Here is a 15071-nt window from a genome sequence, read left to right on the forward strand (position 1 = left end):
TCCGTCGTCCGGCCGGGCCCGTCACGCGGGCCCGGCCGGCTCCACCTGGGAGTACCCATGAGCATTCTGGAAGCTGCGGACACCCGCACCGACCGGGACGCGGTCGTCAGCCTCGACGGCGTCTCCAAACAGTACGGCTCGGGCAGCAACGCCCTCCTCGCCCTGGACAAGGTCTCGCTGACCGTGGCCAAGGGCGAATTTGTGTGTCTGCTGGGCGCCTCCGGCTGCGGCAAGAGCACGCTGCTCTCGCTGGTCGCCGGTCTCGACGAGATCAGCGGCGGCACCCTCGACATCGGCGGCCGGCACGTCTCGCTGATGTTCCAGGAGGCCGCGCTCTTCCCGTGGCTGTCGGTCGCCGGCAACGTCGAGCTGCCGATGCGGCTGCGCGGTGTCGGCAAGACCGAACGCCGCGAACGTGCGCAGGAGCTGCTCGAAGTGGTGCGGCTGAAGGACTTCGGCCACAAGCGCCCGCACGAGCTCTCCGGCGGCATGCGTCAGCGGGTGGCCCTCGCCCGGTCGCTGGCCCAGAACGCCGACATCCTGCTCATGGACGAGCCGTTCGGCGCGCTCGACGCCATGACCCGCGACATCCTGCACGACGAGCTCGAGCGGATCTGGCGTGAGCAGCAGCTGACGGTCCTCTTCGTCACCCACAACGTGCGCGAGGCCGTCCGCCTCGGCGACCGGGTCATCCTGCTCAGCAGCCGGCCCGGCCGGGTCATCGAGGACTTCCCCATCACCCATCAGCGCCCCCGGCGCATCGACTCCCCCGAGGTCTCCGGCCAGGCCGCCGAGATCACCGACCGGCTCCGCGCGGAGGTCGCTCGCCATGCCAATTAAGTACCCGTCGGCCCGCGCCGGCCTCGAAGGCGTCAGCGGCGCTCTTCCGGCGCCCGGCGCCAAGGACGAGATCACCGACACTGCCGCCGCGGACCGGGACCGGCTCACCGGTCTCGACGCGCTGGAGCTGGGCCCGAAGAAGTCCAAGGCCGCCATCGGCGGCCGCATCTGGCGCAGCGCGTGGCCCAAACTTCTGGCCATCGGGATCGTCGTCCTCATCTGGCAGATCGTCGTCTGGTCGCAGTGGAAGCCGGTGTACGTACTGCCCGGCCCGGCCACCGTCTTCGGTGACCTGGGCACGCTGATCACGACCGGCGACTTCTGGGACGGCGTACGCCTGACCATGATCCGCGCCCTCACCGGCTTTGCGCTGGCCGTCCTGATCGGCACGGTCGTCGGCGCCGCGGTCTCGCGCTTCGCCCCGCTCCGGGCGGCGATCGGCTCGCTGATCACCGGCCTGCAGACGATGCCGTCAATCATGTGGTTCCCGCTGGCGATCCTGCTCTTCCAGATCAGCGAGAGCGCGATCATGTTCGTGGTCATCATCGGCGCGGCACCGTCGGTGGCGAACGGCCTGATCAGCGGCATCGACTACGTGCCGCGTACCTGGCTGCGGGTCGGTCAGGTGCTGGGCATGAAGGGCTTCGCGAAGTACCGCTACCTGATCCTGCCGGCGTCGCTGCCGTCGTTCATCTCCGGCCTCAAGCAGGGCTGGGCGTTCTCCTGGCGCAGCCTGATGGCCGGTGAGCTGCTGGTGATCGTGCCGGGCGCGCTCTCCATCGGCGTCCGCATGCAGCAGGCCCGCGACCTCAGTGAGTCGAGCCTGGTCATCTCGTTCATCATCGTGGTGCTGGTGATCGGCATCCTGATCGACGTGCTCTTCAACGCCGCCGACAACGCCCTCCGCAAGCGCTGGGGCCTCACCGGCAACTAGAGCGGCCGCACCGATTTGAGCACGTCGTTGATGACGTAGTCGAACTGCTTGTGCGTGCCGGGGATCGACACGTAGAGCACCGCGGCCGTCGGCTTGCCGACGTCGATGACCGCCACCGCCGAACGCTCCTCGGTGGCGGTCAGCCCCGGCGCCTGGAAGTGCAGCCGGAACTCGCTCACCCAGGCCGGACGCCCGCCGAGGCGGGTCAGCTCGTCACGCAGCGGCTCCATCGTGTTGGGCTGGGGGTAATACTCCGCGCGGACGTCGGCGGCGACCTGCCGGCCCACACACTCGAGGTCGAGGGTCACGGCGTCGTTGTCCGCCGCCGGGACGGCCGCCGACAGGATCGACGCGTGGTAGGAACCGCCGCTGTACTCCTCGGTCACGAAGTGCTGGCCGACGCGGTAGGGCACCTCGAGCGTCCCGGCCCGCCACGTGGTGTTCCACGCGACCCACGGCGCCGGGAACTTCTTGTAGGAGATGCCCGCGTCCTTGTCGGTCGTCTGCTCGCCGTTGGCCGGCGGCCCCGCACTCGGCGGGACGACCGGGTCCGCACTCGGCGGCACGGTCGGCGCCGGGCACATCTGGGCCAGCGGCGGCCGCAGATCGGTCGGCGCGGACGCCTTGCTGCCGAACGGGTCACCGTCCGAGGTCAGCGCCACGATCAGGATGATGGTCAGGCCGATCGCGAGGATCGCACCGGCGATCCCACTGAAGATCAACATCTGACGCCGGCGCCGCTGTGGTCCGTCTCCCCCGGCCGGCTCCGGCGGAGCGGCGGGTGGCGGCGGGACCACCGGGGGTACGCCCGGAGCCGTCACGGTGCCCGAACCCCACGCGCCACCCGGCCGCGACCAGACGGCTGGGGTCGGGGTGCTCTCGGACATCACCCCAGTGAACACCACCGGGGCGCGTCATGGGTCACCGCCCGAGCGCGGCACCGGCCCGGGGCTCATAGGTGTGCACCACTGTGGCTCCGGCGTCGCGGGGACCGGCAGGGGCGTACCAGGGGGCGAAAGCGACGATCAGCACCAGACCGAGACCGAGAACGGCCAGCGCGACCACGATTCCCAGCTCGCGCCGAGCGGACACGGTCTGCATGCGGAAGCCTCCCAGGGATGCCGATTTCTGGCGCAGTCATCTGTAAGACGCCGCAGACCCCGGATCGGTTGCATGCTCCCAGGCAAGGTTCATCCAGCGCCGGTATCGTAACCGGATGGAAATCGTTTATCCCCCCGTCGTCGGAGTGGCCAAGACGCTGTTCCGCGTGCTTGACATGAAGATCCAGATCACAGGGGCCGAGCACATCCCGGCTCGGGGCGGGGCTGTGCTGGCGAGCAACCACGTCAGTTATCTCGATTTCATCTTCTGCGGGCTCGGCGCCCAGCCGGCCAAGCGGCTCGTCCGCTTCATGGCGAAGAAGTCGGTCTTCACCCACAAGATCAGTGGACCGCTGATGCGCGGCATGCACCACATCCCGGTCGACCGCAAGGCCGGCATCGCGGCGTTCCACGAGGCCGAGACGGCGCTGAAGGCGGGCGAGGTGGTCGGCGTCTTCCCCGAGGCGACGATCAGCGAGTCGTTCACCGTCAAGGCACTGAAGTCGGGCGCGGCCCGGCTGGCCCAGGCGGCGTCGGTGCCGCTGATCCCCATGGCGGTCTGGGGGCCGCACCGGCTGTGGACCAAGGGCCACCCGAAAGATCTGACCAAGCGGCACGTCCCGGTCATCATCTCCATCGGCGCACCGATCGAGATGGCCCCGGACGCCACCGCGGACGCGGTCACGGTGGTGCTGCGCAAACGGCTGAGTGAGCTGCTCAACGCGGCACAGGCGGCGTACCCGGAGAAGCCGAACGGGCCGGACGAGACCTGGTGGCTGCCGGCGCACCTCGGCGGCACGGCGCCGCGCCCCGAAGCGGTCGGTGACGCCGCGCCGGCCGGGGCCTGAAAAGCCACCGGCGCCGGTCCCCCGAGGGGAACCGGCGCCGGTGGTCAGCGCTTGGCTGAGATCAGAGCGGGCGGATGTTCGCGGCCTGCGGGCCCTTCTGGCCCTGGGTCACCTCGAACTCAACACGCTGGTTCTCGTCCAGGCTGCGGTAGCCGGAAGTCTGGATGGCGGAGAAGTGGGCGAAGACGTCGGCACCGCCGTCGTCCGGGGTGATGAACCCGAAGCCCTTGTCCGCGTTAAACCACTTCACTACGCCGGTAACCATGCTCGTCTCCTCGACGGTCGATCGTTCCCGTCCATTATGGCCAGGAACGAGGTAGTAAGACCCGCACTTCGCGGGACTCGTGTCGCCGTACTGATCGCCCGTACCGGAGAAACCCGGGTTACGACAAAGAGCGCCTGGGGCAGAATCCCCACAGGCGCTCCTAGGTACTTGGGAACCAAACTGACAACGCGATGGAGCCTAGCACGACGAGAGGGGCCAGCCAGTGATAGGCGGGCAAGTGGCGCAGCAGCTCAGAGATGCGGGTCTGGTCTGGAAACCGGTCCCCGGTGACCGCTTCTCGATCCCCGACCGTGACCTCGACGAAGACGTTTTTGTGCTGAGCAACATGACCATCGAGGTCTACAACGTGCCGGAAGGCCAGGTGATCGGTTTCAACGGCACGACCGAGTGGGCGCTGGACGATGTCGAGCTCGACGAGGCCCTCTGGCTGCCCCGCGAGGACCAGCTGCGGGAGCTGCTCGGCGGCACCCTTCAGGCCCTGCGGCGGGCCGGCACGGGCTGGGACGTCGACGTCACCCTGCTGGGTGAGGACCGCACGTTCACGGCCGCGACGCCGGAGGACGCGTACGCGGCGGCGCTGCTGCACCTGCTGGCGGCGGCCACGTCCTGATCAGCTGCCGGGCTCCGGCACATCTTCGATCATGGCGGACAGGCCGGCGGCGTCCGGCAGGTCCGCCGGGCGCACGGTCGCGCCCTCACGGACGTAGTGGAAGCCTGCCCGGACCCGCGACACCGGGACCCCGGCCAGGGCGGCCCAGGCGATCCTGTACGCCGCCAGCTGCACCGCCGCCGCCTCGGCGTCCGCATCGGCAGGCCTCCGGCCCGTCTTCCAGTCGATGACGTCAAAACGGCCGCCGGGGTCGGCGAAGACGGCATCCATGCGCCCCCGCACCACCACACCGGCAACCGTGGTCGCGAACGGCACCTCGACCTCGATCGGCGTCCGGTCGGCCCATTCGCCGGCCAGGAATGCCGCCTGCAGGGCCGTCAGCTCCTCGTCGGCGGCCGCGTCCTCGTCCGCCGCGCCAGGGAGCTCGTCGACGTCCAGGAGCCGGACGGAGCCGAAACGTTGCTCCAGCCAGGCATGGAAGGCGGTGCCGCGGCGGGCGTACGGTGCGGGGCGCTGGGGCAGGGGACGCCGCAGCGAACGTGCCAGGCCCTGGGGATCGCGCCGCAGGACGACCAGCTGGGACACCGAGATGTGCGGCGGCAGCGCGACCTCGAGCGGGCCGTCGTGCCGGGACCGCTCGTCGCGTTCGGCGAGCAGGATCGTCGCCTCCCGACGCCAGCGCGCGATGTCCGGGTCGTCGGCACCCTCCATTTGCTCGCCAGAGGAGTTTTCCGCTGTGTGTGGCTGCGGTGGATCACCCTCGGTGGCCAGTCCGACCAGGTCAGCGGCCAGACCGGCCCGGCCCGCCACCTCGGCGTCGGTGGCTGCCAGGGCCACGAACTCCTCGGCCGCCTCCGGGTCCGGGCTGGACATCATGCGCCGGATCAGGTCCGCCGCGACAGCCATCGCCGGGCGTCGCGCCCCGAGCGGGTCCGACGGCCACTCGGCGGTCGCCACCAGCTCCGCACTCGGGTTGGTCGCGTCCGCGGCCGGCTCGGCCGTCCACACCTCGACGTCACCGGCGCCGGCCTCGCACGTCGCCCGGATCTCCTCCAGGAAGACCGACGGGCCGCGGGCCTTCTTCACCCCGTCACCCCACCAGTACCCCGAACAGAGCAGCAGCCGCCGCGGACGGGTCACCGCCACGTAGGCGAGGCGGCGCTCCTCCCGCTCGTCGTGCTCACGCCACGCCTTGCTGAAGGCGGTCAGCGCTCCGGCCACGTCCTTCTGGTCGGTGGCCTCCGACAGGTCCAGCTCGGGCAGCCCGTCGGAGTCACCCCGCAGCGGGAACGGCAGCACCCCGATCCCCATCAGGAAGTGGTCCGAGCCGCGGGTCATCCCCGGCCAGACACCCTTGGTCAGGCCGGCGACGGAAACGACGTCCCACTCCAGGCCCTTGGCGGCGTGGGCGGTCAGCACCTGCACCGCGCCCTCGACCACGTCGACCTGGCCCGGAGCCAGTCCGCGTTCTTCCTCCTCGGCCGCTGCCAGGAAGGCGAGGAAACCGGCCAGCGTGCCGCCGTCGGTGTCGCCCGCGTAGCGAGCAGCGACGTCACCGAGCGCGTCCAGGTGACCGCGGGCCAGACCGGCGTCACCGGCGCCCCAGCCGCGGACGGCGACCTCCACGTCCAGGCCGATGGTCCGCTCGATGTCCGCGACCAGGTCGGGCAGCGGCTGGTCCAGCCGGTGCCTCAGCTCGGCCAGCTCCCGGCTGTACGCCCGCAGCCGCGCATAACCCTCCTGCGAGTACAGCTGCGCCGCCCCCAGATCGGCCATGGCCTCGACCAGGGTGGCGTCGTCGAGCCGGTCCGCGACGATGTCCTCGGGCTCGTCACCCGTCGTCCCCGCGACCCGCGCCGCGGCGATCGACCGCGCCCGCCGGTGCAGAGCGACCAGATCACGCGGGCCGATGCGCCAGCGTGAGCCCGTGAGCAGCCGCAACAGCGCCGCACCGTCGGTCGGGTCGGCCAGGACACGCAACGTGCAGACGACGTCGCGTACCTCCGGGGTGTCGAGCAGACCACCCAGGCCGACCACCTCGACCGGCAGGCCGCGGGCCCGCAACGCCTCCTCGATCGCCGGGATCTGGCTGCGGACCCGGACCAGGACCGCACTGGTCGGACGCTTCTCCACCGGGATGTCGCCCGGCAGCGCCTCGGGCAGGCCCGCTGCGGTCCGCCAGGCGGCGAGCATGGAGTCGGCGATCCAGGCGGCCTCGTCCGCGTACGTGGGGAGCAGTGCACACGCGACCGTGCGCCCGCCGACACGATCGGCCACCCGCTGCGCCGGGATCAGCTCGGCGACCCGGGCGCCCGCCGCCCGCAGCGGCCGGGACAGCGTGTTGGCGACCTGGAGCACCTCGGGCCGGTTGCGCCAGCTCCGCGTCAGGTTGAGCACCCACGCCTCACGCCCGCCGGGCCCGGTGAACTCGGCCGGGAACCGGTCCAACGTGCCCGCCGACGCGCCCCGCCAGCCGTAGATCGACTGGCACGGGTCGCCGACCGCAGTGACTGGATGACCGCCACCGAACAACGCGTTGAGCAGCACGACCTGCGCGTGGCTGGTGTCCTGGTACTCGTCCAGCAGCACGATCTTGAAGCGCCCGCGCTCGATCGCCCCGACCTCCGGGTGATCCCGCGCGACCCGGGCCGCACGGGCCATCTGATCACCGAAGTCCATCGCCTCGATGTCGAGTTTCCGCTGGTCGTAGAGCCGGACGAGGGGCAGCAGGGTGAGCCGGTGCCGCTGCCGCAGCAGCATGTCGGACACGTCCTTGTAGACCCGCCCGGGTAGCGCCTGCACGTCCGCGAAAAACCGCCCGGTCCACGCCGACAGGTCGTCCGGCGTCACCAGATGCTCGGCCAGCTCACCCGAGAGCGCGAGCACATCGTCGGTCACCGTCCCCGGCGCCCGGTTCAACCCGGTCATTTCTCCCGTGTACGACCGCACGAGCGAGTCGACGATCTGCCACCGCGCTGCCTCGGTCAGCAGACGTGCCGACGGTTCGTACCCGGCCCGCAGACCATGCTCGGTGACCACCCGTGCGGCGTACGAGTGGTAGGTGGCGACCGTCGGCTCCCCCGCCAGCGCATCCTGCTGGCCGAGCCGGCGCACCAGCTGGCCGAGCCTCGTGCGTACGCGATGGGCCAGCTCCCCCGCGGCCTTCCGGGTGAACGTGAGGCCGAGGATCTCGTCGGGGTGGGCGTACCCGTTGGCAACCAGCCAGACCACCCGCGACGCCATGGTCTCGGTCTTGCCGGACCCGGCACCGGCCACGACCAGCACCGGCTCGACCGGCGCGGCAATGATCGCCGCCTGCTCCGGCGTCGGCGCATGCTGCCGGAGCAGTTTGGCCAGCTCGAGCGGGGTGTACCGGGGCCCGGAATCGGCCCGGCGCCGCGGCCGGGCAGGCCGGTCGGCAAAAAGACTGGGCTGCGTCACGGCTCGACGACCTGCCGCCCCTGCCCGGAGATCGGGCAGCTGGTCCGCACCGGACAGACCCGGCACTTCGAATTCGCCACCGCGGAGAAGGTCGCCGCGGCCATGGTGTCGGCGGTGCGGCGCACCATGGCGTACGCCCAGTTCGGGTCGGTCGCCTCGGCCAGCGGAAGCTGCATCTGCTCCCGCGCCTCCTTGGTCGGGCCGAGCTGCACCAGCGCAGCCCCGCCGCTCTCCTCACCGAACTCCTGGAACGCCCCGGCATCCACCGCCGCCTGATAACCGGCGAGCTGCGCATGCTCCTCGACATCACTCGCGGAGACGGTCGTGGTCTTACCGGTCTTCAGGTCGATGACCACCAGCCTGCCCTGCTCGTCGACCTCGAGCCGGTCGACCCGCCCGGTCAGCTGGATCGGCCGCGCCGGATCGTCGAGCCGCACGGTGAACTCGTGCTCGATCGCCAGCAGCCGCCGCGGATTTTTCGCCAGCCACCGCAGCAGCTTGTCGACCATCCCCTGCGCCCGCTCCTGCTCGGGGCCGGCCAGCCACCGCGCGGCCAGCTCGATCGCATCGAACCGCGCCGAGACGTACTCGACCAGCCGCTCCCGATCGGCGTTCGCATCCTCGGCGAGCATCGCGGCCGCGTGCACCAGGTTGCCGACACCCTGCGCGGGCCCGGCCGGCGCGGCACCACCGTGACGTTCCAGCAGCCAGCGCAGGCTGCACCGCAGGGCGCTCTCCATCGAGGACGGGGTGACCTTGACGGGCTCACCCTCCTCGACCAGCGGCCGGTCGTCGGACAACTGCCGCAAACCCCACCACTCGTCGGGGTGCGCCCCCGGAACGCCCGCCGCCGCCAACCTGGCTAGCTCAGCCGCAGCGGCATGCCGCCGGGCCGGCGTCGCATCAGGAGCAACCACCGCGGTACGCAACTCGGCAACCAGCGCCGACAGGGTGAGCGCCCGCGGCGGCCGCCCGACCACCAACTCCTGCTCATCCTCCGCAACGTCAACCGGCGCGGCATCCACCCGCCCGTTCTCCTGCCGCGGCACCGTGACACCGCCCGAGCTCTCGTGCCGATGCCCCTGGCCCTCGGCCGCGCCGACCTCAGCCCAATCCGCGGCCTCCACATCGAAAAAGAGCTGGCTACCAGCCAATTCGGCGCTGTCGGCTTCGGCCTCAGCGCCGGCCATGGCGGCGAGCTCCGCACCGGGCGCGCCGCTGGGCTCTGCACCGGGCACGGCAGCGAGCTCTGCGCCGGCCACAGTGCTGGGGTTCGTGCCGGTCACGGCGGCAAGCTCAGCACCAGATGTGTCGGTGAGCTCGGCGCCGGGCTTTGTGCTGGCCATAGCGCCGGAAGCCGCGTCAGGAGCTGCCCCGACCGCGGCGTCGGACGCGGCGTCGGGAACGGCGTCAGCATTCGACTCAGCCCCAGCCCCAGGGGTGGGTGGGGGTTGGTCCCAGGGGTCCGGGTCGGGTTCGACGGGGCCCGGGTCGTCGGGGTCGGTGGGGCCGGGGCCGGGCGGGGCTTCCGGGCCAGGGCGCGAGTCGGGCAGGCCCAGCTCGGTCAGGAAGCGGCTCGGCTGTTCCTCACCGTCGGAACCGCCCACGCTGGCCGAGGCCACCGCCGTCACGATCAGGCGTTGCCGGGCGCGGGTCGCGGCCACGTAGAAGAGGCGGCGTTCCTCGTCGAGCAGCGCCGAGGTCTGGCCGACGACCGCTGCCGCGCCGGAGGCGGCGCGGCCGGCCAGGAAGTCGACCAGGCGTTCCGAGCCGAGCAGGCTGCCGCGCAGGCGGAGGTCGGGCCAGATGCCTTCCTGGACGCCGGCCAGCACGACAACATCCCATTCGAGGCCTTTGGCGGCGTGCGCGGTGAGGAGACGCACGGCCTCACCGCGGTCGGCGCTCGGCGCGATGGAGTCGGCGGGAAGGTCCTGGCCGAGCACGTGGTCGAGGAAAACCTCGGTGCGCGCGCCGGGCAGCCGGTCCACGAACCGGGCCGCCGCGTCGAAGAGCACCACCATCGCGTCCAGGTCGCGGTCGGCTGCCTCCGCACGCCACTGCCGGGCCCGGCCGCCTTCACCGCCGGGTTCGACGGGGGCGCCGCGGGTGCTCAGGGCGTACCAGCGGTCGGCGAGGCCGCTGGCCCGCCAGACGGACCAGAGCACCTGCTCGGCCGTCGCCCCGGGTCGGGCGGCGACCTCCCGCGCGGTGGCGATCAGCCGGGCGACGGTCTGTGCCGGCACGGCCCAGCGACGTTCGACAACATCGAGCCCGGCCGGATCCCGCAACGCGTCGACCAGCAGCTCTCCGGACGGCCGCCGGTCACCCGCGGCCAGGGCCAGTGCCCTCAGCCCTTGCCGGAGCCGCCGCTCGGCCAGCGGATCGGCGCCACCGAGCGGGGAGTGCAGCAACGCGACGGACGCTTCCTCGTCGAGCACGTCCGGCTCGAGCGCACAGCGCAGTAGTAAGAGGAAAGGAGCAACAGCCGGCTGCAGATGCAGCGGCAGATCCTCCGCATGGGTGACAGTCGGAACGCCCGAAGCGGCCAGCGCGCGCTGCATCGACGGCAGCTGCAAGGTCGTCGACCGCAGCACCACCGCCATCCGCGACCACGGCACACCGTGCAGCAGGTGGGCTTCCCGCAGCGCATGAGCAACAAACGCGGTCTCGCTGGTCGGCGACCGGAACGTCCGCACAACGGCCCCGGCCACCACACCTTCCTCCGCGCCGGACCGCCCACCGGCAGGCCGCCCTCCCGAAGACGCGGCCCCACCAGCGTCAGCCACCGAACCCTCTGCGGCCGACTGACCTGCGGCATCACCGGGACCGGCGACCGCCCGGCGCCCAGACGCGTCCGAAGAATCGGTCGCGCTGCCGGGGCCCGCTTGACCTGCAAGTACACCCGTCTCATCACCGGAGGCCCCCGAGGCCGCGAGACCGCCGGAGGCCACAGTCCCTCCAACGGAAACGCCCGGAACCCCGGGGCTGCCGAGGGGCCCAGCCTGATCGCCGGAAACGTCCGAGACAGCGGAACCGCCGGAGGCCGCAGTCTCTTCGCCTGAGAAGTCCGAGACAGCGGAACCGCCGGAGGCCGCAGTCTCTTCGCCTGAGAAGTCCGAGACAGCGGAACCGCCGGAGGCCGCAGTCTCTTTGCCTGAGAGGTCCGAGGCTTCGGGATCGCCGGAGGACGCAAGCTGGTCCGCGGAGGCAGGTTTGTTGCCGGAGACCACCCGGCTCGGGGGACCGGCCGCGGACGCAGCCTCACGCCCGGAGGTTGCCTGGCCTGCGGGGGCGCCCGGGGATGTGGGCCGGCTGCCCGGGGCCGGTGGGGTGGCGGGTGGGTGGAGGTGGCGGTGGCGGGTGGCGCCGCGCATCCGGCGGGACAGGCGGCCGGTTGCGGTCAGAAGAGCAGGCTCGGCCCGGTAGCTCGTGTGCAACGTGATGACCTCGGCCAGGGCACCTGATGCCGTGCGGAAGCGTTGGGGAAAGGCGCTCACGGCCTGCGGGTCGGCGCCACGGAAGCCGTAGACCGAGGAGTCCGGGTCGCCGAAGGCCACCAGGGGTGTGCCGCCGCCGGCCACCAGGGACAGCAGCTCGATCTGGGCGGGGTCGGTGTCGGCGAGTTCGTCGACGTAGACGTAGGCCAGGCGGCGGCGTTCGGCTTCGAGCAGAGCCGGGTCGTCCGTGAGGAGGCCCGAGGCGGCGCGGACCAGCTCGGCCGGGTCGTAGGCGGTCGAGCCGCGGGTGGTGGCGTCGCGCAGGGCGAGGACGGCGACGTATTCGCGGAGGAAGCGGGCGGCGGCCGGCCAGTCGTCGCGGCCGAGGCGTTCGCCCAGGCGGGCCAGCTCGACGGGGCCGATGCCGCGTTCCGCCGCTCGTTGCATCAGGTCGCGGAGCTGCTGGGCGAAGGCCCTGGTCGGGAGGGCGGGACGCAGGGACTCAGGCCAGCGGACCGTGTCCTCGGCGTCGGGGTCGCCGACGACCTCCAGCAGCTCGCGGATGATGAGGTCCTGCTCGGGGCCGGTCAGCAGGCGCGGGGAGGGCTCCCCACGCTCGGCGGCAGCCCGCCTGAGCAGGCCGAACGCGTACGCGTGGAAGGTGCGCACCAGGGGCTCGTGGAACGTGGGGCCGGAGATCCGGGCCTCGATGCGGTCGCGCAGTGCACCCGCGCCGCGGCGGCCGAAGGTGAGCACGAGGATGCGTTCCGGGTCGATGCCCTCGGCGATGCGTGCGGCGACCGCCTCGACCAGGACGGTTGTCTTGCCCGTGCCGGGGCCGCCGACCACGAGCAGCGGGCCGTCGGTGTGCTCGACGACATGACGCTGCAGCGGGTCGTCGCGCAGCGGCGCCACCGGGGTGGCGGCGCGGCGGACAAGCCGGTACGCCGGGCGGGGCACCGCCGCGGGAGTCGAGGTCACGGCACCAATGCAACCACGCGGGTACGACGGAATCCGATCAGGGCTTGCCTGTCGAGCCGCGGCTGCGGACCGGCATCGGTATGCGGCGGATCGCGGGCTCGGAGCGGCCGGCCTCGCCGAGCAGCAACTCGACCGCCTGCCAGCCGAGCTGGTAGTGCGGCAGGGAGATGCTGGTCAGCTGGGGTCGCAACCAGGCGGCGAGGTCGGAGTCGTCGAAGGACACCACCGAGACGTCGCCGGGGATGCTCAGGCCGGCCTCGCGTAACGCCTGGTAGACGCCGAGGGCAACCCGGTCGTTGAAGCAGATCAGCGCCTTGGGCGGCGGTCCGCCGGCGAGCGCTCGGGTGACCGCTTCGTAGGCGGAGTCCGGCCACCAGTCGCACTCGATCGTCCCGGCGAGTTTGATGCCCGCGGCGGTGAAGGCCTCACGGATGCCGGCGAGCCGTTCACGGCCGGCGAAGACGTGCTGGGCCGGGTTCCCGACGAGGTGGATGCCATCGCGATGGCCGCCGTCGATGACCACTTTGGCCGCACTCCAGCCGGCGGCGAGCTCGTCCGGGATGACCGAGTGGTACGCCGGTCTCGCCGCCCGGGTGAGGCAGTTCAGCAGCACCACGGGATGACCTTTGAGCAGCTTGGGGACGCGGACGTACCGGGTGAACATGCTCGCGTACACAAAGGCGTCGACCTGCCGGTCGAGGAAGTCGGAGATCAGTTTTTCCTCGACGACGGCGTCACCCTCGGTCTCGCCGATGAAGAGCAGGTGCCCGTGGGCGACCGCTGCGGCCAGACCACCGTGGATGGCCCTTCCCGCGTACGGGTCGGAGGCGAGCGTGTCGGAGACGAGCGCGATGGTCTTGGTGACCTTGGTCCGGAGGCTGCGGGCCATGAGGTTGGGCCGGTAGTCCAGCTCCTGGGCCGCGCGGAGCACCCGTTGCCGGGCATCCTCCGAGATGCGCATGTCCACGTGGCGACCGGCGAGGACAAACGACGCCGTGCTGCGGGACACACCGGCCCGTTGTGCGACCTGAAGCAGGGTCGCCCGTTGCGGGGGCATGGGAGGAGTCTTCCACGCGGAGTCGAGTACTTCTGCGCCCGTCCGCGCCTTTCGCAAAACGTGACTCTTGACGTCGGCGAGCGGCGGGTGCAGGGTCTCGCTAAACCCATCTAGCTGCAAGGGCCGGGGCGCAGCTCACCAGCCCCCTGCCGAGCCGGCAGCGCATAACGCACCGGTTCGGCAGGGCCTTGGTCGTCGAGGTCAGGCAAAGTCCGGGACGGCTCCGCGAGAGGTGTCCGCGCGACCTTCGGGGAGCTCCCAGGATTCCTGCCGGCCGAGGGCGGTCATGTCGAGGATGCCGTAGGAGCCGCCGACCTGCTCCGTCCCCCGGGCGAAGGTCGAGTAGGTGTGGAAGATGCGGTCGCCGTCGCGGAGGAAGCAGCTGAGGCCGGGCTGTTCCATGGGCTGGTCCTCGGTCTCGAGCATCCAGTCGAATCCGGCGGCACGCAGCTCGTCCGGACCGCGGAAGTTGAACTGGACCGGGGCCTTCGACGCGTCGATGGTGACGTTGAAGTCGTAGTTGAAGTCCGAGCCGGACGACGAGTACAGCGGGATGGTCCAGCCTCGCTTGGCGCGGTACTTCTCCAGCGTGGCGAGGCCGGCGCGGGCGACCACCGCGTAGACGGTGCTGCGGGCGCGCAGGTGCCCGAGCAGGCCGTCGGACAGTTCGTCGACTGCGGCCGTACAGCTGGCGCAGCCGTCCTCCCACTCCGGCGGGAACATGAAGTGCTGGACCACGAGCTGCCGCTGACCGTCGAAGAGGTCGAGCAGACTCACTTCGCCGTCCGGGCCCTCGAAGCGGTAGTCCTTGTCCAGCTCGACCATCGGCAGCTCACGGCGGCGGGTGTTCAGGGCGTCCTTCGCCCGGACCGCTTCCTTCTCGCTGGTCAGCAGCTCCCGGCGGGCGGCCGTCCACTCGTCCCGGGACACGATCTTCGGCAGCTTGTTCTCGCTCATACCGTGCAGTCGAAGCCGGCTCCGGGATTTTGCCTGGCAGTCAGGATCTTTCGATCAGGTCGAGGGCCGCCTCGATCGAGGTCACCGTAGTGATCTTGGCCAGGGCCGGGCGGCGGACGAACTCGGTCTCGGCGAGCCGGTCGAGCCAGGCCAGGAGGCCGTCGTAGAAGCCGTTCGGGTCGAGCACGATGATCGGCTTGCGGTGCAGATCCAGGGTCGCCGTCGTCCAGACCTCGAAGAGCTCGTCCAGGGTGCCCAGGCCGCCGGGCAGCGTGATGAACGCGTCCGAGCGTTCGATCATGAGGTTTTTCCGGAGGCCCATGTCGGTGGTGACGATCAGCTCGTCAGCGGCGGTGTCGGCGACCTCGAGGTCGACCAGCGACTGCGGAATGACCCCCAGCGTGTGGGCGCCACCGGCCCGGGCGCCGTCGGCCACCGCGCCCATCATGCCGACACGGCCACCGCCGGACACCAGGGTGTGGCCACGGGGGCCCAGTGCCTTTCCGAGCTGGGTCGCGAGGTCGAGCCACTGCTGGTCGAGGGTGCTGGAGGAAGCGCAGAAGACGCAGATCGCCGCCAC

Annotated in this window: 12 protein-coding genes; 4 read left to right on the plus strand and 8 right to left on the minus strand. The window is 71.4% G+C overall.

The genetic code is table 11. The features are described from left to right. Positions 1-57 precede the first annotated feature (57 nt). A complete protein-coding gene (locus AFR_RS38640) occupies positions 58-840 on the plus strand; it encodes an ABC transporter ATP-binding protein (protein ID WP_023562278.1) in 783 nt (260 codons plus the stop codon). Then, positions 830-1774, plus strand: a complete 945-nt coding sequence (locus AFR_RS38645; RefSeq protein WP_023562279.1) for an ABC transporter permease — start codon at positions 830-832, stop codon at positions 1772-1774. Before AFR_RS38640 ends, AFR_RS38645 begins: the two co-directional genes overlap by 11 nt. On the opposite strand, the gene AFR_RS38650 is transcribed toward AFR_RS38645, so the two are convergent. Beyond that, positions 1771-2661: a hypothetical protein gene (locus AFR_RS38650; protein ID WP_041841456.1), complete on the minus strand. Its 891-nt coding sequence runs from the start codon at positions 2659-2661 to the stop codon at positions 1771-1773. The two genes, AFR_RS38645 and AFR_RS38650, sit on opposite strands and share 4 nt — an antisense overlap. A 34-nt stretch (positions 2662-2695) precedes the next feature. After that, positions 2696-2875, minus strand: a complete 180-nt coding sequence (locus tag AFR_RS38655; RefSeq protein WP_041841457.1) for a hypothetical protein — start codon at positions 2873-2875, stop codon at positions 2696-2698. A 115-nt stretch (positions 2876-2990) separates the two neighbouring features. On the opposite strand from AFR_RS38655, the gene AFR_RS38660 reads away from it, so the two are divergent. Then, positions 2991-3722, plus strand: coding sequence for a lysophospholipid acyltransferase family protein (locus AFR_RS38660; RefSeq protein WP_023562281.1), 732 nt, complete (start codon positions 2991-2993; stop codon positions 3720-3722). Between the two features lie 61 nt (positions 3723-3783). On the opposite strand, the gene cspE is transcribed toward AFR_RS38660, so the two are convergent. Then, positions 3784-3987: a transcription antiterminator/RNA stability regulator CspE gene (cspE, locus tag AFR_RS38665; protein ID WP_015625344.1), complete on the minus strand. Its 204-nt coding sequence runs from the start codon at positions 3985-3987 to the stop codon at positions 3784-3786. Positions 3988-4225: 238 nt separating this feature from the next. Between cspE and AFR_RS38670 the strand changes: the two genes are divergently transcribed. Then, positions 4226-4618, plus strand: coding sequence for a hypothetical protein (locus AFR_RS38670; protein ID WP_023562282.1), 393 nt, complete (start codon positions 4226-4228; stop codon positions 4616-4618). Here AFR_RS38670 and AFR_RS38675 read toward each other — a convergent pair whose 3' ends face one another. From AFR_RS38675 to AFR_RS38695, 5 genes are all read right to left on the minus strand, one after another. Continuing rightward, the gene (locus AFR_RS38675; RefSeq protein WP_041841459.1) at positions 4619-8059 is read right to left on the minus strand and encodes an ATP-dependent helicase; all 3441 of its coding nucleotides are present in this window, start codon (positions 8057-8059) and stop codon (positions 4619-4621) included. Beyond that, positions 8056-12477: a UvrD-helicase domain-containing protein gene (locus AFR_RS48235; RefSeq protein ID WP_023562284.1), complete on the minus strand. Its 4422-nt coding sequence runs from the start codon at positions 12475-12477 to the stop codon at positions 8056-8058. The genes AFR_RS38675 and AFR_RS48235 overlap by 4 nt, the downstream gene beginning before the upstream one ends. Before the next feature lie 37 nt (positions 12478-12514). After that, positions 12515-13534: a LacI family DNA-binding transcriptional regulator gene (locus tag AFR_RS38685; protein ID WP_023562285.1), complete on the minus strand. Its 1020-nt coding sequence runs from the start codon at positions 13532-13534 to the stop codon at positions 12515-12517. 201 nt (positions 13535-13735) lie between these two features. Further along, on the minus strand, positions 13736-14491 hold the full coding sequence (locus tag AFR_RS38690) for a DUF899 domain-containing protein (protein ID WP_023562286.1): 756 nt from the start codon (positions 14489-14491) through the stop codon (positions 13736-13738). Between the two features lie 40 nt (positions 14492-14531). Beyond that, the gene (locus AFR_RS38695; protein ID WP_023562287.1) at positions 14532-15071 is read right to left on the minus strand and encodes an LOG family protein; all 540 of its coding nucleotides are present in this window, start codon (positions 15069-15071) and stop codon (positions 14532-14534) included.

Origin of the sequence: Amorphoplanes friuliensis DSM 7358 (assembly GCF_000494755.1) — a bacterium.
GTDB lineage: Bacteria > Actinomycetota > Actinomycetes > Mycobacteriales > Micromonosporaceae > Actinoplanes > Actinoplanes friuliensis.